This is a genomic window from Streptomyces sp. NPDC007907 (genome assembly GCF_042959365.1).
GTDB classification, from domain to species: Bacteria; Actinomycetota; Actinomycetes; order Streptomycetales; family Streptomycetaceae; genus Streptomyces; species Streptomyces indiaensis.
On sequence record NZ_JBIBKR010000011.1, the window covers coordinates 18,408 to 43,643 of the forward strand.

Genomic DNA, 25,236 nt, shown 5'->3' on the forward strand with positions numbered 1-25,236 from the left:
TGACGGCGCCCCCACCGGACATGGTGTCCGATTCGTGTGCGTTTGCCGGTGTGGCGTGCGGCGGTCATCGTTGAGGGGATGGCGGGGGGCAGTCCTCGGAGGTGCGGATGTACGTCGTGAAGAGCCCGTTGTCGGACGCGAACCTGAAGACCGTGTCCGAGGCGCTGCAGGGTGCCCTGGTCGATCTGGTGGATCTCGCCCTCGTGGCGAAGCAGATCCACTGGAACGTGGTGGGGCCGCGCTTCCGTTCCGTGCATCTCCAGCTCGACGAGGTCGTCGACACCGCGCGGAAGTACTCCGACACCGTGGCCGAACGCGCCGCCGCCCTCGGCATCTCGCCCGACGGGCGTGCCGCGACGGTGGCGGTCGGCAGCGGGATCGGAGTGACCCCGGAAGGGTGGGTCGACGACACCACCGCCGTGGGCACGCTGGTCGACGCGCTGGGAGCGGTGATCGTGCGGATGCGGGAGCGGATCGAGACGACAGGGGAGCCGGATCCGGTGAGCCAGGACATCTTCATCGGGATCACGGCGGACCTGGAAAAGCATCACTGGATGTTCCAGGCCGAGAACGGGTGACACGAGCGGAAGCGGGTGCTGGGCCGGGTGGGAGCTACGCCACCGCTCGGCTCGGAAGGCTGTGCGGTGCGGGATGGCCGTGCGGCGCGGGGACGCCGGGTGGCGCCGGAAGGCCGCGCGGCGTGGGGAGAGCGTGGGGTGCGGGCAGCCCGCAAGCGCGTGGCCCGAGTGGCCCGGGTGGGATCTGCGGTGCGCCCGTGTGCCTGTGGTGCGCCCTGCCGGCGTGCCGGGGCGGCGGCATAGCGTCGGGCCGGAGGTGGCGGCCGTGGCGGGGATAGCGGGCTGGGGGGCTCGGGGGGTCGCGCTCGGGCTGGGAGCGCTGTGGTGGTGGGCCGTGGTCCGGCTGGTGGTCGAACCCGGGGCGGGGGCGCTGGAGGCGGCGATCGCGGCCGGGGGGTGGGGGCTGAGCGTGCTGCCCGTGCATTGCGTGCCCAAGCGGCAGGCGCGGAGGGTTGTGGGGGCCGGGCGCCTGCGGCGGATCTGGGGGGCCGGGGGTGCCGGGGCGACGGGGGCGAAGTCGGGGAAGGCGTAGAGCGCTGCTTCGGGGGTTGTCACCACGGCATCGCGACGCCGCCGTTCGGGCGGAGGATCTGGCCCGTGGTGAAGGCCGAGGCGTCGGAGGCCAGGTGGAGGACCGCATGGGCGATGTCCTCGGGTTCGCCCACCCGGCCCAGGGGTGACATGCGGGCCATGACGGACTCCGTGTGCGCCTGGGAGGCGCTGTCGGGGCGGTCGGTCATGGGGGTGCGGATCCAGCCCGGGGCGACGGCGTTGACGCGGATGCCGTGCCGGCCCAGCTCCGTGGCCAGGGTCTTCGTCAGCTGGACCACCGCCGCCTTGGCCGCGCCGTAGCAGAGGAGGCCGGGGCCGCCCGTGTCGACGGCGCCCGAGGACATGGTGACGATGCTGCCGCGGGTGCCCTGGGTGATCATCAGGCGGGCCGCTTCCTGGCAGGCGTACAGGACGCCCTTGAAATTGACGTTCAGTACCCGGTCGAGGTCCTCGTCGCGTGTCTCCAGTACGGGGCTGCTGTGCATGATCCCGGCGACCGCGGCCAGGGCGTCCAGTCGCTCGCACGAAGTGAGGGCCTGTTTCAGCGCGTGCCGGTCGGTGACGTCGAGCGTGTGGGTGTGGGCGATGCCGCCGCTCTCCCCGATCAAGGCCGCCGTCCCCCGCAAGCCCTCGGTGTCACGGTCGGCGCAGTGCACCGTCGCGCCCGCTTCTGCGAGCAGGAGGGCCGAGGCGCGGCCGATGCCGCTCGCCGCGCCGGTGACGAACACCGTGCGGCCGGTGAGGTCGTACGCCGTGGCGGGCATACAGGCGACCGTACGAGCATTTCTGACGGGTCGTCAATTGGTGTGGCCGCGCCGGGTAGGGGCCGGGGCGGGACCCGGCTGGCAGGTGGGGCACCAGTAGGTGGGGCGTTCGCGGGAGCCGTCGCCCTGGTCGGCGACGCGGATCGAGGTGCGGCAGCGGAAGCAGGGGCGCGGTGCGCGGCCGTAGACGAAGAGGTCCTGGCCGCGGCGGCCGGTCGTGCTGCGGATCGGGCGGTCGCGATTGGCCTCCAGCAGCCGCTTGGCGAGGGCGGGCAGCTTCGCGGCGCGGTCGGGGGGCAGTTCACCGGCTGGGAGCCAGGGGGTGACGCCGAGCAGGAAGCAGAGCTCGCACTTGTAGACATTGCCGATGCCGGCGAGGTTGCGCTGGTCGAGCAGGGCTTCGCCGAGCTCCCGGGCGGGGTCCTTCAGGACGTTGGCCAGGGCCCGGTCGGCGTCCCAGTCCGGTCCCAGGAGATCGGGGCCGAGATGGCCGACCGCGCGCTGTTCGTCGGCCGTGCGCAGGAGTTCCAGCACGGGAAGGCGGTAGCCGACGGCTGTGTGCTCGGTGTTGCCGAGGATCGCGCGGATCTGGTGGCCGGGGCCGCCGCTCCAGCGCTGGCCGTTCCCGTACACCTTCCAGGAGCCGTCCATCCGCAGGTGTGAGTGGAGGGTGAGGCCGCCCTCGATGCGGGTGAGGAGGTGTTTGCCGCGCGCGGTGACGTCCAGGACGACGCGGCCTGTGAGATCGGCGGTGGCGAAGCGGGGCACGCGCAGGTCGCTGCGGGTCAGCACCTGGCCCGCGAGGGCGTCGTCCAACCGCCTCGCGGCCTGCCAGACCGTGTCACCTTCGGGCATGGGTCAAGGGTGACACGGAGGCCGCACGCCGGACCGGTACGGCTGGATGCCGCCGTCACTCCAGCGCACGTGCCGCGCGGCCGCGGGCGGGCGGGCGGCACGTGCGCTGGGGTGCTGGGTGGGACCGGCCGCGGGCGGGCGGCCGTCACGCGCGCAGGCGCAGTCCTCGGGGCGTCGCAATGAAGCCTGCTCCTTCCAGGAGGCTGCCGATGGGGGAGGTCAGCGCCTGGGCGCCGTTGACGCGCTCGACCGTGACGGTGCCGAGCGAACCCGCGCGGGCCGCCGCGGCGAGGGCTTCGGCGGCGCTGTGCAGCCGAGGGTCGTCGGCGGGATCGCCGTCCGGGTGGGTGGGCCAGGCCAGCAGGGTCTTGCCGCCGCGCTCCATGTAGAGCGTCAGCTCCCCGTCGACCAGGACCACCAGGGAGCCCGCTTTGCGGCCCGGCTTGTGCCCCGCCCCGGTCGGCGGCTCGGGCCAGGCCAGCGCGGCGCCGTACGCGTTCGCCGGGTCGGCGGCCGCGAGCACCACGGCCCGGGAGGCGCCGTCGCGGCGGGTGCGGCGGCCCGGGAACCCCCGGTCGTGTGCTCCGCGGCCGCCGTTCTGCCAGGGCGGGGCGGGCTGGGGAGGGTAGTCACGGGGCGACACCCACTCACCCGGGGACGCCTTGGGGGTGTCGAAGGAGGGGGTCAAGCCGGGGAAGCCGTCGGGGCCGGGGTCGTCGATGTGCTCGTGGGAGGGGTCGGAGTCGTCTTCCGGGCCGGCGAAGTCATGGGTGGCGAAGTCATGGGCGGGGAAGTCATGGGCCGAGAAGGGGTCGGCCGCGGAGACGGGAGGCGGGCCCGGCAGGTCCTCACCGCGGTCCCGGGCGTTGGACACCGCCCGCAGACGGTCCACCGCTCCGTCCATCGCGAACTGCGCGGCGCCCAGGCCCTCCACCACGTAACCGCGGCGGGCCTGACCGCTCTCCTCGAAGACCGACAGGACGCGGTACGTCGCCGAGAAGCCGCCTTCGACGCCCTCCGCCGAGACCGCACCCCTGGTGACCACGCCATGCCGGTCGAGGAGGGTACGGGCGAGCGCGTGGGCCCGCACGGTGGGGTCCGGTTCGTGCGCCGGGAGCAGCGACCAGCGGCCGGCGACCGTCGGCGGGCCCGAGCGGGACGAGGTGCGGGCCGCGGCCGTCAGGGAGCCGTAGCGGCCGCGCGGGACGGAACGCTTGGCGCGGTGGGCCGTGGAGCCGGCGGTGCGGCCCGAGCCGAGCAGGGAGCGCATCGGGGCGAGCGTGTCGTTCGTCAGACGGCCGGACCAGGCCAGGTCCCAGAGGGCGTCGGCCAGTTGCGGATCACCCGCCTCGGGATGGGTGGTGGCGCGGACCTGGTCGGCGATCTGGCGGAAGAACAGGCCGTAGCCGCCGGAGAGGGTGTCCAGGACGGACTGGTGCAGGGCGGTCAGCTCCAGAGGGTGCGGGGGCGGCAGAAGCAGGGGCGCCGCGTCCGCCAGGTAGAGCGAGACCCAGCCGTCCTTGCCGGGGAGCGAGCCGGCCCCGGCCCAGACGACCTCTCCGGCGGCGGTCAGCTCGTCCAGCATGGCCGGGGTGTAGTTCGCGACCCGGGAGGGCAGCACCAGCTTCTCCAGGGCGGAGGCCGGCACGGACGCGCCCTGGAGCTGCTCGATGGCCCGGACCAGCCCGTCGATGCCGCGCAGGGAGTGGCCCTTGCCGATGTGCTGCCACTGGGGCAGGAACTGGGCGAGCGCGGCCGGCGGCACCGGTTCCAGCTCGTGCCGCAGGGCGGCCAGGGAGCGGCGGCGCAGCCGGCGCAGCACGGCCGCGTCGCACCACTCCTGGCCGATCCCGGCCGGGTGGAACTCGCCCTGGACGACCCGGCCCGCCGCGGCGAGCCGCTGGAGGGCGCCCTCGGTGACGGCGACGCCCAGGCCGAAGCGGGCGGTGGCCGTGGCCGAGGTGAACGGGCCGTGGGTGCGGGCGTACCGGGCGAGGAGGTCGCCGAGCGGATCCTTGACGGGTTCGGTGAAGGCTTCCGGGACGCCGACCGGCAGGGCCGTGCCCAGGGCGTCGCGCAGGCGGCCCGCGTCCTCGATCGCCGCCCAGTGGTCGGCTCCCGCGACCCGGACCCGGATGGCACGGCGGGCACCGGCGAGCTCCTCCGCCCACTGCGGCTCGGCGCCCCGCTCGGCGAGCTCCGCGTCCGTGAGCGGGCCGAGCACGCGCAGGAGGTCCGCGACCCCCTCGGCGTCCTTGACGCGGCGGTCCTCCGTGAGCCACTGCAGCTCCCGCTCCAGCTCGGTCAGCACCTCAGCGTCGAGCAGTTCGCGCAGCTCCGCCTGGCCCAGCAGCTCGGCCAGCAGCCGCGAGTCCAGGGACAGGGCGGCGGCGCGGCGCTCGGCCAGCGGGGAATCACCCTCGTACAGGAACTGGGCGACGTAGCCGAAGAGCAGGGAGCGGGCGAAGGGGGACGGTTCGGCGGTGGTGACTTCGACGAGGCGCACCTTGCGGGACTCCAGGTCGCCCATCAGCTCGACGAGACCGGGCACGTCGAAGACGTCCTGGAGGCACTCGCGGACCGCCTCCAGGACGATCGGGAAGGAGCCGAACTCGCTCGCCACCTGCAGCAGCTGCGAGGCGCGCTGCCGCTGCTGCCACAGCGGGGTGCGCTTGCCCGGGTTGCGGCGCGGCAGCAGCAGCGCACGGGCGGCGCACTCGCGGAAACGGGAGGCGAACAGGGCCGAACTGCCCACCTGGTCGGTGACGACCTGATCGACCTCGCCCTTGTCGAAGACGACGTCGGCGGCGCCCACGGGGGCCTGTTCGGCGTCGTACTCCCGGCCCATCGTCACCGGCTCCTGGTCCAGCAGGTCCAGGCCCATCAGGTCGGCGTCCGGCAGTCGCAGCACGATGCCGTCGTCGGCGTGCATGACCTGCGCGTCCATGCCGTACCGCTCGGACAGCTTGGCGCCCAGCGCCAGCGCCCAGGGGGCGTGCACCTGGGCGCCGAAGGGGGAGTGCACGACCACGCGCCAGTCGCCGAGCTCGTCGCGGAAGCGTTCCACGACGATCGTCCGGTCGTCCGGGACGTGACCGCAGGCCTCGCGCTGCTCGCGCAGGTACGACAGCACGTTGTCTGCCGCCCACGCGTCCAGCCCCGCGGCGACGAGACGCAGGCGGGCGTCGTCCTCGGACAGCGAGCCGACCTCGCGCAGGAACGCCCCCACCGCCCGGCCCAGCTCCAGCGGACGGCCCAGCTGGTCGCCCTTCCAGAAGGGCAGCCGGCCCGGCACCCCCGGGGCGGGGGAGACCAGGACACGGTCACGGGTGATGTCCTCGATGCGCCAGGAGCTGGTGCCGAGGGTGAACACGTCGCCGACGCGGGACTCGTAGACCATCTCTTCGTCGAGCTCACCGACCCGGCCGCCGCCCTTCTTGGGATCGGCGCCCGCGAGGAAGACGCCGAAGAGACCGCGGTCGGGGATCGTGCCGCCGGAGGTGACGGCCAGGCGCTGCGCGCCCGGGCGTCCGGTGATCTCGCCGGTGACCCGGTCCCACACCACGCGGGGGCGCAGCTCGGCGAACGCGTCGGACGGGTAGCGGCCCGCCAGCATGTCGAGGACCGCCGTGAAGGCCGACTCGGGAAGCGAGGCGAAGGGAGCGGCCCGGCGGACCGCGGCGAGGAGGTCGTCGAACTGCCAGGTGTCCAGGGCCGTCATGGCGACCACCTGCTGGGCCAGGACGTCCAGCGGGTTGGCGGGCACCTTGAGGGACTCGATGGAGCCGGTGCGCATGCGCTCGGTGACCACCGCCGCCTGCACCAGGTCGCCCCGGTACTTCGGGAAGACCACGCCGGTGGAGACCGCGCCCACCTGGTGCCCCGCCCGGCCGACCCGTTGCAGCCCGGAGGCGACGGAGGGCGGCGACTCCACCTGCACGACCAGGTCCACCGCGCCCATGTCGATACCCAGCTCCAGGCTGGACGTGGCCACGACAGCGGGCAGGCGGCCCGCCTTGAGGTCCTCCTCGACCAGGGCGCGCTGTTCCTTGGACACCGAGCCGTGGTGGGCGCGGGCGATGACCTGGGGTGCTCCCTGGGCCGCCCCCGAGCCGCCCATGAGTTCGGCGGGGGCGTGGTGCTCGTCGAGGGGCTCGCCCGTGGCCCGTTCGTAGGCGATCTCGTTCAGGCGGTTGCAGAGGCGCTCCGCGAGGCGGCGGGAGTTCGCGAAGACGATCGTGGAGCGGTGCGCCTGGACGAGGTCGGCGATCCGCTCCTCCACATGCGGCCAGATGGACGGGCGCTCGGCGCCCTCCTGACCGTCCGCCACCGGGGAACCGCCCAGCTCGCCCAGGTCCTCCACGGGCACGACCACGGACAGGTCGAACTCCTTGCCAGACTCCGGCTGGACGATCTCCACCTTGCGGCGGGGCGACAGGAAACGAGCCACCTCGTCCACCGGGCGGACCGTCGCCGAGAGGCCGATGCGGCGGGCGGGCTTCGGCAGGAGGTCGTCCAGCCGCTCCAGCGACAGCGCGAGGTGGGCGCCGCGCTTGGTGCCGGCGACCGCGTGCACCTCGTCGAGGATCACCGTCTCCACGCCCGCCAGCGCGTCACGCGTGGCCGACGTCAGCATCAGGAACAGCGACTCCGGGGTCGTGATCAGGATGTCCGGCGGACGGGTCGACAGGGCGCGGCGCTCGGCGGCGGGGGTGTCGCCCGAGCGGATGCCCACCTTGACCTCGGGCTCGGGCAGACCGAGGCGCACGGACTCCTGGCGGATCCCGGTCAGCGGGCTGCGCAGGTTGCGCTCGACGTCCACCGCCAGGGCCTTCAGCGGGGAGACGTACAGGACGCGGCAGCGCTTCTTCGGGTCGGCGGGGGGAGGCGTCGAGGCCAGCTGGTCCAGAGCGGCCAGGAAGGCAGCCAGGGTCTTTCCGGAGCCGGTGGGAGCGACGACCAGCACGTCCGAACCCTCGCGGATGGCCTGCCACGCACCGGCCTGGGCCGTGGTGGGCGCGGAGAAGGCACCCGTGAACCAGGCGCGGGTCGCGGGGGAGAAGCCGTCCAGGGGTCGGTGCGCATTGCTGGGCATGCGTCCATCGTGCACCTCGGCACTGACAACGGGGCCGAACCGGTCCCGCGGCCTGCGGTCTCGCCCCGGGCGGGAGACCGTCGGCAGGTTCCGGGGGGCCAGGGTACTGGGGGTGGGCCCGGTTTCCGGGGTGCGGGCGGATCCCGGGGCGCGCCAGGTTTCCGGGGGCGCCACGAGCCCGGGGAGCGCCGGGTCGTCCACGGCCGCGGACAATGGTCATATGAACGAGCGTGCACGGCACTGGCAGTACGACGAGCTGCCCGGGGTCGATCTCCTGCGGGCCCGCTACGTGCGCAAGACATTCGTCCGGCACACGCACGAGAACTTCGTGATCGCCGCCATCGCCGACGGGGTCGAGGTGTTCCACCATCCCGGAGGCGACCAGTACGCGGGAGCCGGGGCCCTCGCACTGGTGAATCCCGATACGCCGCACACCGGGCGGGCCGGGGTGCCCGAGGGGTGGCGCTACGGCGCCGTGTACCCGCCCGCCGACGTGGTGGCCGAGATCGCGGCCGAGACGACCGGGCTGCGCGGCACACCGGGGTTCGTCAGCCCGGTCGTGGACGACCCCTACGCCGCGAGACTGGTGCACCAGGTGCTGCGGGCCGCCGACGAGGGCAACGCCCTGGCCGCGGACACCCTGCTGCGGGCCGCAGTGACCCGTTTGCTGCGGTTGAACGGAGGGCCCATGCCGCCGCGGGAGGTCCGGACGGCGGGCGCCCGCATCGCGGCACGCGCGCGTGACGTGCTGGAGGAGCGAATGGCACGCCCGCCCACCCTGGAGCGGCTGGCAACCGGTCTGGGAACCAGCCCCTTCGCCCTGCTCCGGGCCTTCCGGGACACCTACGGGATGCCGCCGCACGCCTGGCTCACGGACGCACGGGTGCGGCGGGCCCGGCGGCTCCTGGACGCGGGAACGACGCCCTCCGAGGCGGCCGTGGCCGTCGGGTTCACCGACCAGCCGCACCTCAACCGGCACTTCAGCCGGATGGTCGGCGTGCCTCCGGGGGCGTACCAGAGGGAGCGCAAGAACGTACAAGACCTCCGGTAGCCGCTGCCCGTAGCGTCGGGGCGTGGCAGATCGGACAGTTCTCGAAGACGCAGACATCGGTGGGAAGACGGACCGGGCGGTCGTACGCGACGCCCTCGGGGTCGGGGTGGCCGTGGGGCTCTCCGGGTTCGCCTTCGGGGTGACGTCGGCCGGTGGCGGACTCACGCTGCTCCAGACATGCGCGCTCAGTCTTCTGGTGTTCACCGGGGCGTCCCAGTTCGCCCTCGTGGGGGCCCTCGCAGCCGGGGGCAGCCCCTTCACAGCGGCCGCCGGCGCCTTCTTCCTGGGCGTGCGCAACGCCTTCTACGGCCTGCGTCTGTCGCAGTTGCTCGCCCTCCCGCGCGCGGTACGGCCGTTCGCCGCCCAGTGGGTGATCGACGAGACGACCGCCGTCGCGCTCGGCCAGCCCACCCGGCGCGCGGCGCGGCTCGGGTTCGTCGTGACCGGGCTGACCCTCTACGTCCTGTGGAACCTCACCACGCTGCTCGGCGCCCTGGGCGCCGAGGCCATCGGGGACACCGACGCGTGGGGCCTGGACGCCGCCGGGCCCGCGGTGTTCCTGGCGCTGCTCGCGCCGATGCTGAAGTCCGGCACCGAGCGGGCCGTCGCCGCGCTCGCCGTGCTGCTGGGGCTCGGACTGCTGCCCGTGCTGCCCGCCGGCGTGCCCGTGCTGCTGGCGGCGCTGGCGGCACCGGTCGTGCTGTGGGCGGACGGTCGACGCAAGGGGCAGGAGGACACGCGGTGAACGTCTGGATCGCGATCGCGGCGACCTTCCTCGGCTGCTACGCCGTCAAACTGGCGGGCCTCCTCGTGCCCGCGGGGACCTTGGAACGGCCCCTCGTCAAGCGTCTCGCCGCCCTGCTGCCCGTCGCGTTGCTGGCGGCGCTCACCGCACAGCAGACCTTCGCCGACGGGCAGACGCTGGTGCTGGACGCGCGGGCCGTCGGCCTGGCCGCCGCTGCCGTGGCGTTGCTCCTGCGCGCCCCGTTCCTTCTCGTCGTCGCCGCGGCCGTCCTGGTGACCGCGGCGGCGCGGGCCATGGGGGCGGGGTGATCAGGCGCGGGCCGCGGGGGGCGGGAACGCGGGCCATGGGGGTGACCGCCACAGCGCCTGCGGCCGGGATGCTCAGGCGATGGCCCGGCCGTACGCGCTGAGCACGCGCAGGGCCTCGATCGTCACCAGCGGGCGTGCCTCCAGGGCGGGGGCTGGGGCCCAGTGGCGCCACCGGACGGGCCAGCCGCCGTCCTCCTGTTGCTGCGCCGCGAGGTGGTCAAGGGAGCGGGCCATCTCGTCGTCCGTGAACCACGCGCGCGCGAGTGAGCGCGGTGTCCGCGCGAAGTCGTACGGGAAGTGGTGCTCACCCGGGGCGTAGCCGGGAGAAACCGGGTAGGCGTCCAGGTCGTCGGGGTCCAGGGCAGCGAGCCGGTGTTCGCGGACCAGGCGGCCGAGCCGGCCGGCGGCCGCCTCCGCGCGTGGGCGGTCCGGAGCGGAGTCCAGGAAGGCCACCGCGGCCTCGATCTCGTACGGATGAGACATCTCCAGGGACTCGACCGCCCGCCAGCAGAAGTCCGTGGCCCTGAACAGCCAGGCGTGCCACACCTCGTTGCGGTGCAGCAGGCCCACGACCGGCCCGGTGGCCAGCAGGGCGCTGGGCGGGTCGTCCACGATCGTCACGAAGGGGGCCGTGGGGTAGTCGCGCTGGCTGGGGTGGATCGCCGGGAGGGCGCCGTCCGCGGTGGAGACGGACGTCAGGTAGCGGCACATCCGCTCCACCCGCTGTCCGGCGCAGCGTCCGACGGCGTCCAGGACGGCCAGCGCGTGCGCGGTGTGCAGCGGCTGGCTGAGCGGCCCGCGCAGATCGGGCTCCAGCGCGTGCCCGTATCCGCCGTCCTCGTTGCGGTAGGCGTCCAGGGCGGTCTCCACGGGGTCGGCGGCGGCGCCCCGGAAGCGGTGGGCGAAGAGGCGCTGTTCGAGCACGCGCGCGGTGAGCCAGACGAAACGCTCCGCGCGCGTGAGGGGGCTGTGTGCCGGGGGTGTCGGGGGGAGTTCGGTAGCTCCGGTTTCGACCATGGGTCAGACCGTAGGGGTGCGAAGCGGCACCGGCAGGCGGTCCCGGCTCAGGCCCACCCCCAGGGGCGGGATACTGGAGTCATGCGGTTGACGGTCTTCTGGCAGCGGATGGCGGAGCACTTCGGTCCTGGCTACGCCGAAACCTTCGCGCGCGACCACGTGATGTCCGAACTCGGAGGACGCACGGTGCACGAGGCGCTCGCCGCCGGCTGGGACGCCAAGGAGGTCTGGCAGGTGGTCTGCTCGGTGATGGACGTGCCTCAGGAGAGGCGCTGACGGTCGCCGGTGGGCGCTGACCGATGCCGGAGGCGTCGGAGGCGTAGGGGGTGGGCGTCGGGCGGGCGTGGGGCCTTTTGGCCTTGCCGAGCGGCGGTCGGACCGGGCCGTCCGCCGTGGACGTCGCTGACCGGTCACGAAGATCGCAGCCGGGCAGACGGCTGTCGGTGGTGTGGGCGAGACTTGGACCGTGGCACCCACTGACGAGACCGGGCAGTCAGCCCAGCAGTCCTCCGCTTCCGGCACGACGCCGCCCGTCCGGCCCCCGCTGGGCGGAGCCGGGGCGAACGGCCGTATGCCGCGCTGGCTGCCCCGCGCCATGGTGCTCGCGCTCGCCCTCGTCGCGGCGTTCCAGCTGGGCAGCTGGGCCTTCCACCAGCTCACCGGTCTGCTGGTCAACATCCTCATCGCGTTCTTCCTGGCGCTCGCCATAGAGCCCGCGGTGAGCTGGATGGCCTCGCGCGGCATGCGCAGGGGCCTGGCCACGTTCATCGTCTTCATCGGCGTGATGATCGTGTCGGCGGGTTTCGTCACCCTGCTCGGCTCCGTCCTCGCGGACCAGATCATCAAGCTGATCGAAGGCTTCCCCGAGTACCTCGACTCCGTCATCAACTGGATCAACACGCACTTCAAGACCGACCTGAAGCGCGTCGACATCCAGGAGGGCCTGCTCCGCTCCGACTGGCTGCGCAACTACGTCCAGAACAGCGCCACAGGTGTCCTGGACGTGTCCGCCCAGGTCATCGGCGGCCTCTTCCAGCTGCTCACGATCGCCCTGTTCTCGTTCTACTTCGCTGCGGACGGCCCGCGCCTGCGCCGTGCGATCTGCTCGGTCCTGCCGCCCGCCCGCCAGGCGGAGGCGTTGCGCGCCTGGGAGATCGCCGTGAACAAGACCGGCGGCTACATCTACTCCCGCGGCCTGATGGCGTTGATCTCCGGCGTGGCGCACTTCGTCCTGCTCCAGGCCTTGGACGTGCCCTACGCGCCCGTGCTCGCCGTGTGGGTGGGGCTGGTGTCGCAGTTCATCCCCACCATCGGCACGTACCTGGCGGGCGCCCTGCCGATGTTGATCGCGTTCACGGTGGATCCCTGGTACGCGCTGTGGGTGCTGATCTTCGTCGTGATCTACCAGCAGTTCGAGAACTACGTGCTGCAGCCCAAGCTGACCTCCAAGACCGTCGACATCCACCCCGCCGTCGCCTTCGGTTCGGTCATCGCCGGCACCGCCCTCCTCGGCGCGGTCGGCGCGCTGATCGCCATCCCTGCCATCGCCACGCTCCAGGCCTTCCTCGGGGCGTACGTGAAGCGCTACGACGTCACGGACGACCCCCGCGTGCACGGTCACCGGCGACGGGGCGAGGGACCGGGCCTGCACGCGCGGGCGAAGGAACTGTGGGAGCGGCGGCGCCGCGAGGCAGAGCGGCATGAGGACCGGGGCCCCGGGCAGAACTCCTCCTGATCGTGTCGCCGATGACCTGAGCGGCAGCCCGCGCCGGTTCCGGATGCGCCGTGTGGTGCGCTTGACACCAAAATCGAACATCCATTCTTATGGGGGCACCGGCGAGGCTCAACGAAGGGCATTTCGACGTACTTTGGGTAGAGAAATGCCCGAGTTATCCACAGGCCGGACGTGCGTCGGGGCGCGTTGTCAGTGGCAGGCGTTAGCGTCTTTGACGTGAAGCGATCGACTCAAGCAAATCGGGTGGAACCCATGGCAGGAACCGACCGCGAGAAGGCCCTGGATGCCGCGCTCGCACAGATTGAACGGCAATTCGGCAAGGGCGCGGTCATGCGCATGGGCGACCGGACCAAGGAGCCCATCGAGGTCATCTCGACCGGATCCACCGCCCTGGACGTGGCCCTGGGCGTGGGCGGCCTGCCCCGCGGCCGTGTCGTCGAGATCTACGGACCGGAGTCCTCCGGTAAGACCACCCTGACCCTGCACGCGGTGGCGAACGCCCAGAAGGCCGGAGGCCAGGTCGCCTTCGTCGACGCGGAGCACGCGCTCGACCCCGAGTACGCGAAGAAGCTCGGCGTCGACATCGACAACCTCATCCTCTCCCAGCCGGACAACGGCGAGCAGGCCCTGGAGATCGTGGACATGCTGGTCCGCTCCGGCGCCCTCGACCTCATCGTCATCGACTCCGTCGCCGCGCTCGTCCCGCGCGCGGAGATCGAAGGCGAGATGGGCGACAGCCACGTCGGTCTGCAGGCCCGCCTGATGAGCCAGGCCCTGCGGAAGATCACCAGCGCGCTCAACCAGTCCAAGACCACCGCGATCTTCATCAACCAGCTCCGCGAGAAGATCGGCGTGATGTTCGGCTCGCCGGAGACCACGACCGGTGGCCGGGCGCTGAAGTTCTACGCCTCGGTGCGCATCGACATCCGCCGCATCGAGACCCTGAAGGACGGGACGGAGGCGGTCGGTAACCGCACCCGCTGCAAGGTCGTCAAGAACAAGGTCGCGCCGCCCTTCAAGCAGGCCGAGTTCGACATCCTCTACGGCCAGGGCATCAGCCGCGAGGGCGGCCTGATCGACATGGGCGTGGAGCACGGCTTCGTCCGCAAGGCCGGCGCCTGGTACACGTACGAGGGCGACCAGCTCGGCCAGGGCAAGGAGAACGCGCGCAACTTCCTCAAGGACAACCCCGACCTGGCCAACGAGATCGAGAAGAAGATCAAGGAGAAGCTGGGCGTCGGCGTGCGCCCCGAGGAGCCGGCCTCCGAGTCCGGTACGGACGCCGCGGCCTCCGCCCCGGCCGACGCGACGCCCGCCGTCCCGGCACCGGCCAAGACCGCCAAGTCCAAGGCCGCCGCAGCCAAGAGCTGACCTGTGACACGGCGAACCGACTGGGCGGAGTACGAGTACGCCGCCTCCGGTACCCCACGGGGGAGGGGCACCGGAGGCGACACGGGCTCAGCCGTGGACGACGCGGACGGCCCGGGGCACACACCGCACGAGGGCGACCGGCCGTACGGGGACGGGAATGACACCGGGCCGCGCGGGGGCGGCCACCCCGGGGGCGGCTCGCGTGACGGAGGCTCGCGTGACGGCGGGCCGGGCGGCATACGCGGTCGTCGTCGGCGCGGCTTCGGTGAGGCGGCGGCCGGCGCCGAGGACGGAGGTGCCCTCTCCTCGTCGAGGGCCGAGCAGGAGGCACCTCCGGGGGACCCGGTCGAGCGGGCTCGGGCGATCTGCCTGCGCCTGCTCACCGGGACCCCACGCACCCGAAAGCAGCTCGCCGACGCCCTGCGCAAGCGGGAGATCCCCGACGACGCCGCCGAGGAGGTGCTCTCACGGTTCGAAGAGGTCGGCCTCATCAACGACAGCGCCTTCGCGGACGCCTGGGTGGAGTCCCGCCACCACGGCAGGGGCCTCGCCCGGCGCGCGCTCGCCCGGGAGCTGCGTACCAAGGGCGTCGACTCCGCGCTGATCGACGAGGCCGTCTCCCAGCTCGACTCCGAGCAGGAAGAGGAGACCGCGCGCGAGCTCGTCGCCCGCAAGCTCCGCTCCACTCGCGGCCTCGACCGCGACAAACGCCTCCGCCGCCTCGCAGGCATGCTCGCCCGCAAGGGCTACTCCGAGGGCATGGCCCTGCGCGTGGTCCGGCAGGCCTTGGAGGACGAGGGCGAGGACACGGAGTTCCTCGGGGACGAGGGGTTCTGAGCAGTGCGACTGAGCCAAGGGCTGTTCAATGTGCGGCCGGCAGATGCAGCGGACCTGCCGTCGTTGCTCGCTCTGTACAGCGAGCTGAACCCGGACGACGCACCCTTGCCCCAGACGTCCGCAGACGCCATCTGGTCAGCCATATCAAGCCAGCGGGGACGCACGATCCTGGTGGCTGAAGCCGCCGGAACCCTGGCCGGAACGGCGGACTGCATCGTCCTGCCGAACCTCACGCGCGGAGGCAGGGCGATCCTGTTCGTGGAGAACGTCGTGGTGGCAGGGTCCTTCCAGCGGCGCGGCGTCGGCCGTCAGTTGATGGAAGCTGCCGTGCGGCTGGGTGAGTCGGCGGGCTGCTACAAGGTCCAGCTCCTGGCAGCGGACGACGAGTACGTCCACACCTTCTACAAGGCGTGCGGTTTCCAAGCTCTCGCAGAGGGCTTCCGCCGATACCTCCCGTAGCAGCCCTCGCTCTCACACCACCGGCAACCCGGCCCTCCGCCACGCCTGGAACCCTCCGACCAGGTCCGTGGCGCGGTGCAGGCCCAGGTGGTGCAGGGACTGGGCCGCCAGGGTGGACGCGTAGCCCTCGTTGCAGATGACGACGATGCGCAGGGCGTGGCCGGTGGCCTCGGGGAGGCGGTGGCTGCCCTGGGGGTCGAGGCGCCATTCCAGTTCGTTGCGCTCGACGACCACGGCGCCGGGGATGAGGCCGTCCCGCTCGCGCAGGGCGGCGTAGCGGATGTCGACCAGGAGCGCGTCGCCGGCCCGGGCGGCCTCGTACGCCTCCTGCGGTTCTATCCGCTCGAAGGACGCCCGGACACGTTCCAGCAACTCGTCGATGCCGAGCGGTGGTGGGGTGCCGTGGCCCGTCGGCCCGGGTGCGGCGCTCACTGCCAGTCCTCCGGCCGCTCGACCTGCTCGAGTCGCAGGACCGGGCCGCTGCGGCTGTAGCGGCGGATCTGCGGGAGCGGCGGGTAATAGGCGTGGACGGAGATCGCGTGCCGGTCGGGAGACTCGTTGAGAACCTCGTGGACGTGGTGCCGGCCGAAAGCGCGGCCCTGGCCGGCCCGCAGCCGGCGCTCCCGGTCCACGTCCTCGGCGAGCTCCAGGGTCTTCCAGCCGTCCGTGGGCAGCCGGGCGGCGAGCGAGTTCTCCTTGAGCTCGCCCGAGGCCGTCAGAAAGGCGCCGACCGAGTCGGCGTGGTCGTGCCAGCCGGTGCCCGAGCCGGGCGGCCAGCCGATCAGCCAGGCCTCACTGCCGCCGGGCCCCTCCAGCCGCACCCAGGTGCGGCCTTCCGGGTCGAGCGGCAGGGAGTCGATCAGCTCGGTGTCGGCGGCCGTGCGCCGCACGAAGTCGTAGAGTTCGGCCTGCGTGGGAGCCGGGCCGGTGGAGGCAGAGGGGATCGCGGAGGGGGATACAGACACGGATGCCGTCCTGGAGGTCCTGATGAGGGTTCGCGAGCGAGGCGCGGTGGCCGGCGGACAGAGCGCGGCGCGCGCACAGGAAAGCGGAATGCGAAATCAGCAGGACGGGCGACACACGCAGCCCGCATAGCGGAGGAGGTCCATATGGACCCTCCGCCACAGGCGCACACAGGTGTCGGTCACGCACCGGAGTACACCACGGCCGCCCGGACGGGTCAACTCACTGTCACCATGCGGACGCAGCGTGACAGTGAGCCCAGTCACCCCTGGCGGGCGTCAGCGTGATCCCGCCGCAGCACCTGCCTCCGCCTGCGCCCTCACCGGACCGCCGACGGCCGCCTCCGCCGCCGCGTACAGATCGGCCGGGCGTACTCCGCCCAGCGCGGTGACGAGGTGCCCGTCGGGTCGCACCAGCAGCACCGTGTGCGCGGCCGCGCCCGGGTAGCTCTCCGCGACGAGCAGCTCGGCGGGGTGCGGCAGCGCAGCGACCGCCGCCGCCAGCTGCGGCATGATGCCCGCGCTGACCCAGTGCCTGCGCTCCCACACGCCCGTGCCCGGTGCGATCAGCACCACGAGCAGCGCACCGCGGCCGAGCCGGTCCCGCAGCCGTACGAAGGTGCCGTCCTCCGCGGTGACCCGGACGTCGGTGACCGGTGCTCCGAGCGGTGTGTCGACGGGGACCTCCCCTTCGAGTTGCTGGGGCGCGAGCGGCGAGTCGGCGTACGCCCCCGGCGCGCCGAGCTGGCCGTGACCCAAGTGGCCCTCGGTGAGGAGCGCGTCGTGCCCCCGGGAGGAGCCGGGCACGACGGCGCGCAGCCCTCCACCGCCGCGCAACACCGGCAGCGCCTGGTCGGCGGCGCGGAGCCGGGCGGCGACGACCGCCCGGCGTTCCGTCTGGTAGCTGTCGAGGAGCGCTTCGTGCGGCCCGTGGTGCCAGGCCAGGGCCAGTTTCCAGGCGAGGTTGTCGGCGTCCCGCAGGCCTTCGTCCAGCCCGTGCGTGCCCAGCGCGCCGAGCAGGTGGGCCGCGTCCCCGGCGAGGAACACCCGGTCGGCGCGCCAGCGCCGGGCCAGCCGGTGGTGGACGGTGTGGACACCGGTGTCCAGCAGCTCGTACGGCGGGGTCGGGCCACCCGCCCAGCCGGCCAGGGTCTCCCGGATGCGGGTGAGCAGCAGCTCGGGAGTGACCAGGTCCTTGCCGGGCGGCAGGAGCCAGTCCAGGCGCCAGACGCCGTCCGGCAGCGGGCGCGCGGTGACTTCGCCGGCCGAGGGGCCGGACGTGCGCCAGGGCGGCAGGCGGTGCAGCAACGCCTCGTCGTGCCAGGGCAGTTCCGTACGGAGCGCGGCGACGGCGTGACGTTCCACCGCCGTACGGCCCGGGAAGCGGATGTCCTGGATCTTGCGGACGGTCGAGCGGGGGCCGTCGCAGCCGACCAGGTAACTGCCGCGCCACCACGTGCCCTTGGGGCCGCGGGTGTGGGCCGTCACGCCCGAGGGCTCCTGTTCGAGGCCGTCGAGGCGGCTGTCCACGGCGACCTTGACGAGCCGTTCGTCCGCGAGGGCCGCGCGCAGGGCCCCGGTCAGCACGTGCTGGGCGATGTGCAGGGGGGCGGGTTCGGTGCCGTCGAAAACGACCTCGCGCATCACCTGCTTGCGCCGCATCGACCGCCATCCGGCCCAGTGAGCACCGGCTCCGGCGAGGGGCACACCGGTCAGCCGTTCCATCAGGGCGGCGGTGTCCTCGCGCAGGACGACGGTGCGCGCCGCGCGGGGTTCGTCCTTGCCCGGGCCCTCGTCGAGGACGACGCACGGCACCTCCTGACGCGCCAGCGCCAGGGCGAGCGTGAGCCCGACGGGCCCCGCTCCGACGATGATCACCGGATCCACGGCGCGACGCCCCCTGCCCGCAGTGGTGTCTTGAGAGACGTAGGTGAACAGAAGGGTGGAGCAGGGTGCACGATCACAGAACGTATGCAACCTATTGCGGGTGCTTGCGTCAAGTGACCAGGGGCAGTGGCGATCATGCCACTGCCCCTGAGTGTGTCACGTGAGGTGACCGGGTGTCAGAGGGTGCCTCCGGCACCGGTCCCGGCCGTGCCGGCGATCTCCGCGTCGTTCGGGCCCACGACCGCGCCCGTGGACCTCTTGGCGCGTCGCAGCCGGCGCTCCAGCCAGCTGGCGAATGAGGTGAGGGCGAAGTTGAGCGCGATGAAGATGATCGCCACGACCGTGAAGCTGGCGATGATGTTCGCGCCGTAGTAGCCGCTCATGGTGTTCGCCGCGGAGAGCAGCTCGGAGTAGGTGAGGACCGCGCCGCCGAGCGCGGTGTCCTTCACGATGACGACGAGCTGGCTGACGATGGCCGGGAGCATCGCGGTGACGGCCTGAGGCAGCAGGATCAGCCGCATCAGCTGGCCCTTGCGCAGGCCGACCGCCATGGCGGCCTCGGACTGCCCCTTGGGTAGGGACAGGATGCCCGCCCGGACGATCTCCGCCAGGACGGAGGCGTTGTAGAGCACCAGGCCGGTGACGACCGCGTAGAGCGGACGGTCGTCGGAGCTGACGTTGGTGTATTCGGCGAACAGAGCGAGGCCGAAGATCATCAGCACCAGCACGGGGATGGAGCGGAAGAACTCCACCACGACCGCGGCGGGCACTCGGACCCATGCGTGGTCCGACAGGCGGGCGATGCCGAGAACCGCGCCGAGCGGCATCGCGATGATCACCGCCAGGAAGGCGGCCTTCAAGGTGTTCTGCAGACCCGGCCAGATGTACGTGGACCAGGCCTCGCTGTGGAAGAACGGCTCCCACAGGGCCCATTCCAGCTGGCCCTTGTCCTTGAGGGTCCCGAACACCCACCACAACAGAGCCGCGACGGCGACCAGGAAGACGATCGTGAGAATGACGTTGCGCCGCTTGGCGCGAGGACCCTGCGCGTCGTAGAGAACGGAGCTCATCGCTTCACCGCCACCTTCTTGCCCACCCAGCCGAGGAACAGGCCGGTCGGCAGCGTCAGGATCACGAAACCGAACGCGATGATCGCCGAGATCAGCAGCAGCTGCGCCTCGTTCTCGATCATCTCCTTCATCAGTACCGCCGCTTCGGCGACACCGATGGCGGCGGCCACCGTGGTGTTCTTGATGAGCGCAATCAGCACGTTCGCGAGCGGGACCACGGACGAACGGAACGCCTGCGGCAGCACGACGAGCCCCAGCACCTGACGGAAGCTGAGACCGATCGCGCGGGCCGCCTCCGCCTGCCCGACCGGCACCGTGTTGATGCCGGAGCGCAGCGCCTCACACACGAAGGACGAGGTGTAGAGAATCAGGCCGAGCACGGCGAGCCGGAAGTTGATCGTCTCGACGTCGCTCGCGCCGAGGGAGACCCCCAACGTTTGGTTCAGGCCCAGCGACGTGAACAGGATGATGACGGTCAGCGGGATGTTGCGCACGATGTTCACGTACGCGGTCCCGAAGCCGCGCATCAGCGGCACCGGGCCGACGCGCATGGCGGCCAGCAGGGTGCCCCAGATCAGGGAGCCGACGGCGGAGAGCACAGCGAGCTGCACTGTCGTCCAGAAGGCTCCCAGCAGGTCGTAATCCTCAAGAAAGTCGAACACGATCTCCCGTGCTTCCGCGTGTAGGGATGTCCACGCCGGTGCGCCGCCCCCTCCGGTGGGCGGCGCACCCTGTCAGGCGCTGCCTCAGCTCTTGATCTCGCCGATCTTCGGAGCCGGCTCGTTCTTGTAGTCGGCCGGGCCGAGGTTCTTGTCCACGGCCTTCTGCCAGGCGCCGTCGTCGACCATCTCCTCGAGGGCCTTGTTGATCTTGTCCTTGAGGTCGCTGCCCTTCTTGACGCCGATGCCGTAGTTCTCGTTGGTCAGCTTGAAGCCGCCGAGCTTGAACTTGCCCTTGAACTGCGACTGGGCGGCGTAACCGGCGAGGATCGAGTCGTCGGTGGTCAGCGCGTCGACGGCACCGTTCTGCAGACCGGGCAGGCAGGCGGAGTACGTCGGGTACGGCTGCAGCTGCGCCTTGGGAGCCAGCTTCTCCTTGACGTTCTGCGCCGAGGTGGAGCCGGTGACCGAGCAGAGCTTGGCGTTGTTCAGGTCCTTCGGCGACTTGATCTTGTTGTCGTCCGCACGAACCAGAACATCCTGGTGCGCCAGCAGGTAAGGACCGGCGAAGTCGACCTTCTCCTGGCGCTCGGGGGTGATCGAGTAGGTCGCCGCGATGAAGTCGACGTCACCACGCTGGAGCATGGTCTCGCGGTCGGCGCTCTTCGCTTCCTTCCACTCGATCTGGTCCGCGTTGTAACCGAGCTTCTTCGCGACGTACGTGGCGACGTCCACGTCGAAGCCGGCGTAACCCTGCGGCGTCTTCTGGCCGAGGCCGGGCTGGTCGAACTTGATGCCGACCGTGATCGTCTTGCCGCCGCCGTCGGAGCCGGAGTCGCCGCCCGTGCTGTTGTCGCCGCCGCACGCGGTGGCGGTGAGGGCGAGAGCGAAGACGGTGGCCGAGGCGGCGGTGACCTTGCGGAGCTTCATGATGAACATCCTTTGGCTGGTGAAGAGATGCGGGCCTTCAAGGGGCGGGCGACAGGGGGAGCGCGTCGGACGCGACCCGCGCCGTCAGTGGTGCAGGATCTTCGACAGGAAGTCCTTGGCACGGTCGCTGCGCGGATTGCTGAAGAACTGGTCGGGCGCAGCCTCCTCGACTATGCGGCCGTCTGCCATGAACACCACGCGGTTTGCGGCTGATCGTGCGAAACCCATCTCGTGGGTGACGACGATCATGGTCATGCCGTCGCGGGCGAGCTGCTGCATGACCTCCAGCACCTCGTTGATCATCTCGGGGTCGAGTGCAGAGGTGGGCTCGTCGAAGAGCATCACCTTCGGCTCCATGGCCAGGGCCCGTGCGATGGCGACGCGCTGCTGCTGGCCGCCGGAGAGCTGCGCCGGGTACTTCTCGGCCTGCGCGCCCACACCGACCCGGTCGAGCAGAGCCCGGGCCCGGTCCTCGGCCGCCTTCTTGTCCTTCTTGCGGACCTTGATCTGGCCGAGCATCACGTTCTCGAGCACGGTCTTGTGCGCGAAGAGGTTGAAGGACTGGAAGACCATCCCGACGTCGGCCCGCAGCCGGGCGAGTTCCTTGCCCTCGGCGGGCAGCGGCTTGCCGTCGATCGTGATCGAGCCGGAGTCGATCGTCTCCAGGCGGTTGATGGTGCGGCACAGGGTGGACTTGCCGGACCCGGAGGGTCCGATGACCACGACGACTTCACCGCGGGCGATCGTCAGGTCGATGTCCTGGAGTACGTGCAACGCGCCGAAGTGCTTGTTGACGCTCTTCAGGACGACCAGTTCTCCGGTCGCGGCCACATCTTCCTTGGCCACCGATACTTCGGTCATCGCTCTCAGGCTCCGTCCTCCTCGGTTTCGGAGGACAGTAGTTACCCTCTACGACCTGCGTCATTACATCTGAGGGGAATCTGAGCATCACGATCCGATAGCAATCGGACACGTGTCGTAGCACTTGTGAGCAGCGCTGATATCGGCCGGGTAACGGAAGGGCTCCGCAACCGGAACTCTCTTGACGCCGTCCTCATCCATCAGCGTGACTGCACAAGGTGCACCCGCGCGTGTGCACGCGTCTCGTACACATTTAGAGCGTACGGCCAGTGAACTGAAGGGGGACCGGGTGAGACTGCTGCTCGTCGAGGACGACAACCATGTCGCCGCCGCCCTGTCGGCGGTTCTGGCACGGCACGGGTTCGACGTCACGCACGCGCGCAGCGGTGAGGAGGCCCTTCAGGCACTCGTCCCCGAGGTTGACTGCTTCGGCGTCGTCCTCCTCGACCTCGGCCTGCCCGACCAGGACGGATACGAGGTCTGCGGCAAGATCCGCAAGCGCACCAGCACCCCGGTGATCATGGTCACCGCCCGCTCCGACGTGCGTTCCCGCATCCACGGCCTCAACCTCGGCGCCGACGACTACGTGGTGAAGCCCTACGACACCGGAGAACTGCTCGCCCGGATCCACGCGGTCAGCCGGCGCACCTCCCACGAGGACACCTCCAGCGGCATCGAGACCGAGCTGCGACTCGGCCCGGTGCACATCGAGCTGCCCACGCGCAGGGTCAGTGTGGACGGGTCGGTGATCAGCCTGACCCGCAAGGAGTTCGACCTGCTGGCCCTGCTCGCGCAGCGGCCCGGAGTGGTCTTCCGCCGCGAGCAGATCATCAGCGAGGTGTGGCAGACCAGCTGGGAGGGCACCGGGCGCACCCTTGAGGTGCACGTCGCGTCCCTGCGTGCCAAGCTGCGGATGCCGGCCCTCATCGAGACCGTCCGCGGAGTCGGATACCGGCTCGTCGCGCCTGCCGGGTAGCGGGGCCGGGTGCGCACTCGTCTGCTCCCCCTGCTCATCGTCCTGATGGCGGCCGTGCTGCTCGCGCTCGGCGTGCCGCTGGCCGTGAGCCTTGCCGGCGCGCAGCAGCAGAAGGTCGTCGTCGACCGGATCGACGACACGGCCCGCTTCGCCGCCCTCGCCCAGTTCGTCACCGACTCGCCCGACGGCACCACCGGCGCCTTCGAGAACGAGCGCCTGGCCACGCTCCGCAGCGAGCTCCGCAGCTACTACGAGGTCTACGGCATCCGGTCCGGGGTCTTCTACCGCACCGGCCGTGCCATGGCCCACGCCCCTGACGAGTGGTCGCTGCCCGACCAGGGCGAGGTGCGTGACGCCTTCGACGAGGCGAAGCTCAGCCGCCGCAGCCACGACCCGAAGCAGGTGTGGCCCTGGCAGCGCCGCAACCTCGTGGTCGCCTCGCCGGTCATCCGGGACGGCGACGTCGTCGCGGTCGTCGTCACCGACTCGCCCACCGGGCAGCTGCGCTCCCGCACGCTGAACGGCTGGCTGGTCATCGGCGCGGGCGAGTTCGCCGCGATGCTGCTGGCCGTCGGTGCCGCCCTGCGGCTGACCGGCTGGGTGCTCAAGCCCGTGCGCGTCCTCGACGCCACCACCCACGACATCGCCACCGGACGGCTGAAGTCCCGGGTCGCGGCCGCCGGCGGACCGCCGGAACTCCAGCGCCTCGCCCGGTCGTTCAACGAGATGGCGGACAACGTCGAGGACGTGCTGGAGCAGCAGCGCGCCTTCGTCGCCGACGCCTCGCACCAGCTGCGCAACCCCCTCGCGGCGCTGCTGCTGCGCATCGAGCTGCTCTCGTTCGAGCTGCCCGAGGGCAACAAGGAGATCGCCTCGGTCCAGGCCGAGGGCAAGCGCCTCGCGCAGGTCCTGGACGACCTGCTCGACCTGGCGCTGGCCGAGCACACCGAGGCCGATCTGAAGGTCACCGACATCGGGGAGCTGGCCGCCGAACGTCTCGCGGCCTGGGCGCCGACCGCCGAGGCCAAGGGCGTGCGCCTGGTAGGGAACTGCCCGCCCACGACCGCGTGGGCCGACCCGGTCGCGCTGTCCAGCGCGCTGGACGCGGTCATCGACAACGCGGTGAAGTTCACGCCCGAGGGGCAGGCCGTGGAGGTGACCGTCGCCTCCAACGGCGACACCTCCACGGTCGTCGTGGCCGATCAGGGTCCGGGTCTGACCGAAGAGGAGCTGGCCCGCGTCGGTGACCGCTTCTGGCGCAGCGGCCGGCACCAGAACATCAAGGGCTCGGGCCTCGGGCTGTCCATCTCCCGGGCCCTGCTCGCGGCGGGCGGCGGCGCGATCGCCTACGACCGTCACGAGCCGCACGGCCTGAAGGTGACGGTGTCGGTGCCAAGATCGGCGCCCACGGCCTGACGGACGGCGACCCGTCGGGCCGCGTGCGGCTCGGGTGCTACGGCTTGACCGACTGGTAGTAGCGCTGGGCGCCGACGTGCAGCGTCAGCGGGTCGGTGTAGATCGCCGTACGGACGTCGACCAGCTGCGCGGAGTGGACGGTGGCGCCGATCAGGTCCCGGCTGTCGAGCACCGTACGGGTCAGCCACTCGGTGAGCCGTGGATCCATGTCGCTGCGCGTGATCAGCAGATTGGACACCGCCAGCGTCGGCACCGCCTTGCCGCGCTGGATCGTGGGGTAGGCCGACTCCGGCATCTTCGTGGCGCGGTAGTAGCGCGTGGCACCGCCCTGGTCGTGCAGCTTGGCCACGAGCGTGGCGTCGATCGGCACGAACCGGAAGGCCGACGCCGACTTCTTGGCCGGCCCGCTGAGGCCGTCCGTGGGCAGGCCGCCCGACCAGAAGAACGCGTCCAGGCCGCGGCCCAGCCGCTTGGGTCCGGTGTCGATGCCGTCCGACGACGGCTGGATGTCCTGCTCCGGGTCGATGCCGGCGGCCCTCAGTACGCGGTTCGCTATCAGTCGCACACCGGAGTCGGGCAGCCCTATGGCCACGCGTTTGCCCCGCAGGTCCGCGACGGAGCGGATGTCCGAGTCCGGCGGCACGACGAGCTGGACGTAGTCGTCGTACAGGCGCGCGACCCCGCGCAGCCGGTCGGCGCCCTCGCCTTTGCCGAGTTTGTACGTGGCGACCGCGTCGGCCGCGGCGATCGCGAAGTCCGCGTCGCCCGTCGCCACGTCCGAGACGTTCTCCTGTGACCCGGCGCTGGGCTGCAGCCGTACCTTCAGGTCGGGCATGTCCTTGTCGATCTCGCCGCTCAGGAGCCGGCCGTACTCGTGGTAGACGCCCGCGCGGGTGCCCGTGCTGAACGTGATCGTCCCGTTCGGAGGTTCCTCGGCCCAGGGGCGCAGCCACCACATCAGCAGCCCGAGGACCACGAGGGAGGCGGCGCCGCCCTGCAGGGCCCGGCGCCTGCCGACGGGGGTGAGCGTTCTGGACATGCGGGCGATCCTGCCAGCCGGGTGGCACCCTGACCAGGGCAGGGGTCACAAGCCGGCGGTGGGGGAGTG

The 25,236-nt window shown here is 71.7% G+C and carries 24 protein-coding genes and 1 pseudogene; 12 read left to right on the forward strand and 13 right to left on the reverse strand.

Annotation, left to right across the window (positions count from 1 at the left end):
• Positions 1-107 precede the first annotated feature (107 nt).
• Positions 108-578 (forward strand): Dps family protein, encoded by a 471-nt coding sequence (locus ACFZDI_RS35060; RefSeq protein ID WP_234850003.1) that lies wholly within the window; start codon positions 108-110, stop codon positions 576-578.
• A gap of 265 nt (positions 579-843) precedes the next feature.
• Positions 844-1,110: a hypothetical protein gene (locus ACFZDI_RS35065; RefSeq protein ID WP_391256451.1), complete on the forward strand. Its 267-nt coding sequence runs from the start codon at positions 844-846 to the stop codon at positions 1,108-1,110.
• Between the two features lie 19 nt (positions 1,111-1,129).
• Here ACFZDI_RS35065 and ACFZDI_RS35070 read toward each other — a convergent pair whose 3' ends face one another.
• The 3 genes from ACFZDI_RS35070 to ACFZDI_RS35080 all read right to left on the reverse strand — a co-directional run bounded on the left by ACFZDI_RS35070 (position 1,130) and on the right by ACFZDI_RS35080 (position 7,844).
• The gene (locus ACFZDI_RS35070) at positions 1,130-1,894 is read right to left on the reverse strand and encodes an SDR family oxidoreductase (protein ID WP_391256454.1); all 765 of its coding nucleotides are present in this window, start codon (positions 1,892-1,894) and stop codon (positions 1,130-1,132) included.
• Positions 1,895-1,927: 33 nt separating this feature from the next.
• Positions 1,928-2,749, reverse strand: a complete 822-nt coding sequence (locus ACFZDI_RS35075; RefSeq protein ID WP_391256456.1) for a DNA-formamidopyrimidine glycosylase family protein — start codon at positions 2,747-2,749, stop codon at positions 1,928-1,930.
• 145 nt (positions 2,750-2,894) lie between these two features.
• The gene (locus ACFZDI_RS35080) at positions 2,895-7,844 is read right to left on the reverse strand and encodes an ATP-dependent helicase (RefSeq protein WP_391256459.1); all 4,950 of its coding nucleotides are present in this window, start codon (positions 7,842-7,844) and stop codon (positions 2,895-2,897) included.
• A gap of 220 nt (positions 7,845-8,064) precedes the next feature.
• On the opposite strand from ACFZDI_RS35080, the pseudogene ACFZDI_RS35085 reads away from it, so the two are divergent.
• The 3 genes and pseudogenes from ACFZDI_RS35085 (at position 8,065) to ACFZDI_RS35095 (ending at position 9,948) form a co-directional block, all read left to right on the forward strand.
• A pseudogene (locus ACFZDI_RS35085) lies at positions 8,065-9,038 on the forward strand (AraC family transcriptional regulator).
• A complete protein-coding gene (locus ACFZDI_RS35090; RefSeq protein WP_372486585.1) occupies positions 8,951-9,640 on the forward strand; it encodes an AzlC family ABC transporter permease in 690 nt (229 codons plus the stop codon). Before ACFZDI_RS35085 ends, ACFZDI_RS35090 begins: the two are co-directional and overlap by 88 nt.
• Positions 9,637-9,948 (forward strand): AzlD domain-containing protein, encoded by a 312-nt coding sequence (locus tag ACFZDI_RS35095; RefSeq protein WP_391256462.1) that lies wholly within the window; start codon positions 9,637-9,639, stop codon positions 9,946-9,948. The genes ACFZDI_RS35090 and ACFZDI_RS35095 overlap by 4 nt, the downstream gene beginning before the upstream one ends.
• 72 nt (positions 9,949-10,020) lie before the next feature.
• Here the strand turns inward: ACFZDI_RS35095 and ACFZDI_RS35100 are convergent, their stop codons facing one another.
• The gene (locus ACFZDI_RS35100) at positions 10,021-10,965 is read right to left on the reverse strand and encodes a hypothetical protein (protein WP_391256465.1); all 945 of its coding nucleotides are present in this window, start codon (positions 10,963-10,965) and stop codon (positions 10,021-10,023) included.
• An 81-nt stretch (positions 10,966-11,046) separates the two neighbouring features.
• On the opposite strand from ACFZDI_RS35100, the gene ACFZDI_RS35105 reads away from it, so the two are divergent.
• The 5 genes from ACFZDI_RS35105 to ACFZDI_RS35125 all read left to right on the forward strand — a co-directional run bounded on the left by ACFZDI_RS35105 (position 11,047) and on the right by ACFZDI_RS35125 (position 15,367).
• Positions 11,047-11,241, forward strand: coding sequence for a DUF3046 domain-containing protein (locus ACFZDI_RS35105; protein WP_361118722.1), 195 nt, complete (start codon positions 11,047-11,049; stop codon positions 11,239-11,241).
• 190 nt (positions 11,242-11,431) lie between these two features.
• Positions 11,432-12,700, forward strand: a complete 1,269-nt coding sequence (locus ACFZDI_RS35110; RefSeq protein ID WP_391256469.1) for an AI-2E family transporter — start codon at positions 11,432-11,434, stop codon at positions 12,698-12,700.
• A 252-nt stretch (positions 12,701-12,952) separates the two neighbouring features.
• Positions 12,953-14,071: a recombinase RecA gene (recA, locus tag ACFZDI_RS35115; protein WP_391256472.1), complete on the forward strand. Its 1,119-nt coding sequence runs from the start codon at positions 12,953-12,955 to the stop codon at positions 14,069-14,071.
• Positions 14,072-14,074: 3 nt separating this feature from the next.
• Positions 14,075-14,908, forward strand: a complete 834-nt coding sequence (recX, locus tag ACFZDI_RS35120) for a recombination regulator RecX (protein ID WP_391256474.1) — start codon at positions 14,075-14,077, stop codon at positions 14,906-14,908.
• A 30-nt stretch (positions 14,909-14,938) separates the two neighbouring features.
• The gene (locus ACFZDI_RS35125) at positions 14,939-15,367 is read left to right on the forward strand and encodes a GNAT family N-acetyltransferase (RefSeq protein ID WP_234846374.1); all 429 of its coding nucleotides are present in this window, start codon (positions 14,939-14,941) and stop codon (positions 15,365-15,367) included.
• A 12-nt stretch (positions 15,368-15,379) separates the two neighbouring features.
• Here ACFZDI_RS35125 and ACFZDI_RS35130 read toward each other — a convergent pair whose 3' ends face one another.
• The 8 genes from ACFZDI_RS35130 to ACFZDI_RS35165 all read right to left on the reverse strand — a co-directional run bounded on the left by ACFZDI_RS35130 (position 15,380) and on the right by ACFZDI_RS35165 (position 21,736).
• Complete coding sequence (locus tag ACFZDI_RS35130) at positions 15,380-15,799, reverse strand: rhodanese-like domain-containing protein (RefSeq protein ID WP_391256476.1); 420 nt, start codon at positions 15,797-15,799, stop codon at positions 15,380-15,382.
• Positions 15,796-16,332 (reverse strand): cysteine dioxygenase, encoded by a 537-nt coding sequence (locus ACFZDI_RS35135; protein ID WP_234846372.1) that lies wholly within the window; start codon positions 16,330-16,332, stop codon positions 15,796-15,798. Before ACFZDI_RS35135 ends, ACFZDI_RS35130 begins: the two co-directional genes overlap by 4 nt.
• Positions 16,333-16,428: 96 nt before the next feature.
• Positions 16,429-16,596 carry a putative leader peptide gene (locus tag ACFZDI_RS35140; protein ID WP_391256480.1) on the reverse strand — a complete coding sequence of 56 codons (168 nt, stop codon included), beginning with the start codon at positions 16,594-16,596 and terminating at the stop codon, positions 16,429-16,431.
• A 12-nt stretch (positions 16,597-16,608) separates the two neighbouring features.
• Complete coding sequence (locus ACFZDI_RS35145) at positions 16,609-18,216, reverse strand: FAD-dependent monooxygenase (RefSeq protein WP_391256481.1); 1,608 nt, start codon at positions 18,214-18,216, stop codon at positions 16,609-16,611.
• 176 nt (positions 18,217-18,392) lie between these two features.
• Positions 18,393-19,286: an ABC transporter permease subunit gene (locus ACFZDI_RS35150; protein WP_391256484.1), complete on the reverse strand. Its 894-nt coding sequence runs from the start codon at positions 19,284-19,286 to the stop codon at positions 18,393-18,395.
• The gene (locus ACFZDI_RS35155; RefSeq protein WP_361118699.1) at positions 19,283-19,948 is read right to left on the reverse strand and encodes an amino acid ABC transporter permease; all 666 of its coding nucleotides are present in this window, start codon (positions 19,946-19,948) and stop codon (positions 19,283-19,285) included. The genes ACFZDI_RS35150 and ACFZDI_RS35155 overlap by 4 nt, the downstream gene beginning before the upstream one ends.
• An 84-nt stretch (positions 19,949-20,032) precedes the next feature.
• Entirely contained in the window at positions 20,033-20,875 is an 843-nt protein-coding gene (locus tag ACFZDI_RS35160) for a glutamate ABC transporter substrate-binding protein (protein ID WP_361118696.1), read from the reverse strand.
• An 84-nt stretch (positions 20,876-20,959) separates the two neighbouring features.
• Positions 20,960-21,736, reverse strand: a complete 777-nt coding sequence (locus ACFZDI_RS35165) for an amino acid ABC transporter ATP-binding protein (RefSeq protein ID WP_234846367.1) — start codon at positions 21,734-21,736, stop codon at positions 20,960-20,962.
• A 289-nt stretch (positions 21,737-22,025) separates the two neighbouring features.
• On the opposite strand from ACFZDI_RS35165, the gene ACFZDI_RS35170 reads away from it, so the two are divergent.
• Together ACFZDI_RS35170 and ACFZDI_RS35175 are read left to right on the forward strand one after the other, a co-directional pair.
• Positions 22,026-22,712 carry a response regulator transcription factor gene (locus ACFZDI_RS35170; protein ID WP_234846366.1) on the forward strand — a complete coding sequence of 229 codons (687 nt, stop codon included), beginning with the start codon at positions 22,026-22,028 and terminating at the stop codon, positions 22,710-22,712.
• A gap of 9 nt (positions 22,713-22,721) precedes the next feature.
• Positions 22,722-24,128 (forward strand): ATP-binding protein, encoded by a 1,407-nt coding sequence (locus ACFZDI_RS35175; protein ID WP_391256489.1) that lies wholly within the window; start codon positions 22,722-22,724, stop codon positions 24,126-24,128.
• A gap of 37 nt (positions 24,129-24,165) precedes the next feature.
• On the opposite strand, the gene ACFZDI_RS35180 is transcribed toward ACFZDI_RS35175, so the two are convergent.
• Positions 24,166-25,167 carry a TAXI family TRAP transporter solute-binding subunit gene (locus ACFZDI_RS35180; protein ID WP_234846364.1) on the reverse strand — a complete coding sequence of 334 codons (1,002 nt, stop codon included), beginning with the start codon at positions 25,165-25,167 and terminating at the stop codon, positions 24,166-24,168.
• Positions 25,168-25,236 lie beyond the last annotated feature (69 nt).

Coding starts and splice junctions, on each gene's coding strand:
- ACFZDI_RS35060 (WP_234850003.1), top strand. CDS start 108: ATGTACGTCGTGAAGAGCCCGTTGTCGGACGCGAACCTGAAGACCGTG.
- ACFZDI_RS35070 (WP_391256454.1), bottom strand. CDS start 1,894: ATGCCCGCCACGGCGTACGACCTCACCGGCCGCACGGTGTTCGTCACC.
- ACFZDI_RS35075 (WP_391256456.1), bottom strand. CDS start 2,749: ATGCCCGAAGGTGACACGGTCTGGCAGGCCGCGAGGCGGTTGGACGAC.
- ACFZDI_RS35080 (WP_391256459.1), bottom strand. CDS start 7,844: ATGCCCAGCAATGCGCACCGACCCCTGGACGGCTTCTCCCCCGCGACC.
- ACFZDI_RS35100 (WP_391256465.1), bottom strand. CDS start 10,965: ATGGTCGAAACCGGAGCTACCGAACTCCCCCCGACACCCCCGGCACAC.
- ACFZDI_RS35105 (WP_361118722.1), top strand. CDS start 11,047: ATGCGGTTGACGGTCTTCTGGCAGCGGATGGCGGAGCACTTCGGTCCT.
- recA (WP_391256472.1), top strand. CDS start 12,953: ATGGCAGGAACCGACCGCGAGAAGGCCCTGGATGCCGCGCTCGCACAG.
- ACFZDI_RS35150 (WP_391256484.1), bottom strand. CDS start 19,286: ATGAGCTCCGTTCTCTACGACGCGCAGGGTCCTCGCGCCAAGCGGCGC.
- ACFZDI_RS35160 (WP_361118696.1), bottom strand. CDS start 20,875: ATGAAGCTCCGCAAGGTCACCGCCGCCTCGGCCACCGTCTTCGCTCTC.
- ACFZDI_RS35165 (WP_234846367.1), bottom strand. CDS start 21,736: ATGACCGAAGTATCGGTGGCCAAGGAAGATGTGGCCGCGACCGGAGAA.
- ACFZDI_RS35180 (WP_234846364.1), bottom strand. CDS start 25,167: ATGTCCAGAACGCTCACCCCCGTCGGCAGGCGCCGGGCCCTGCAGGGC.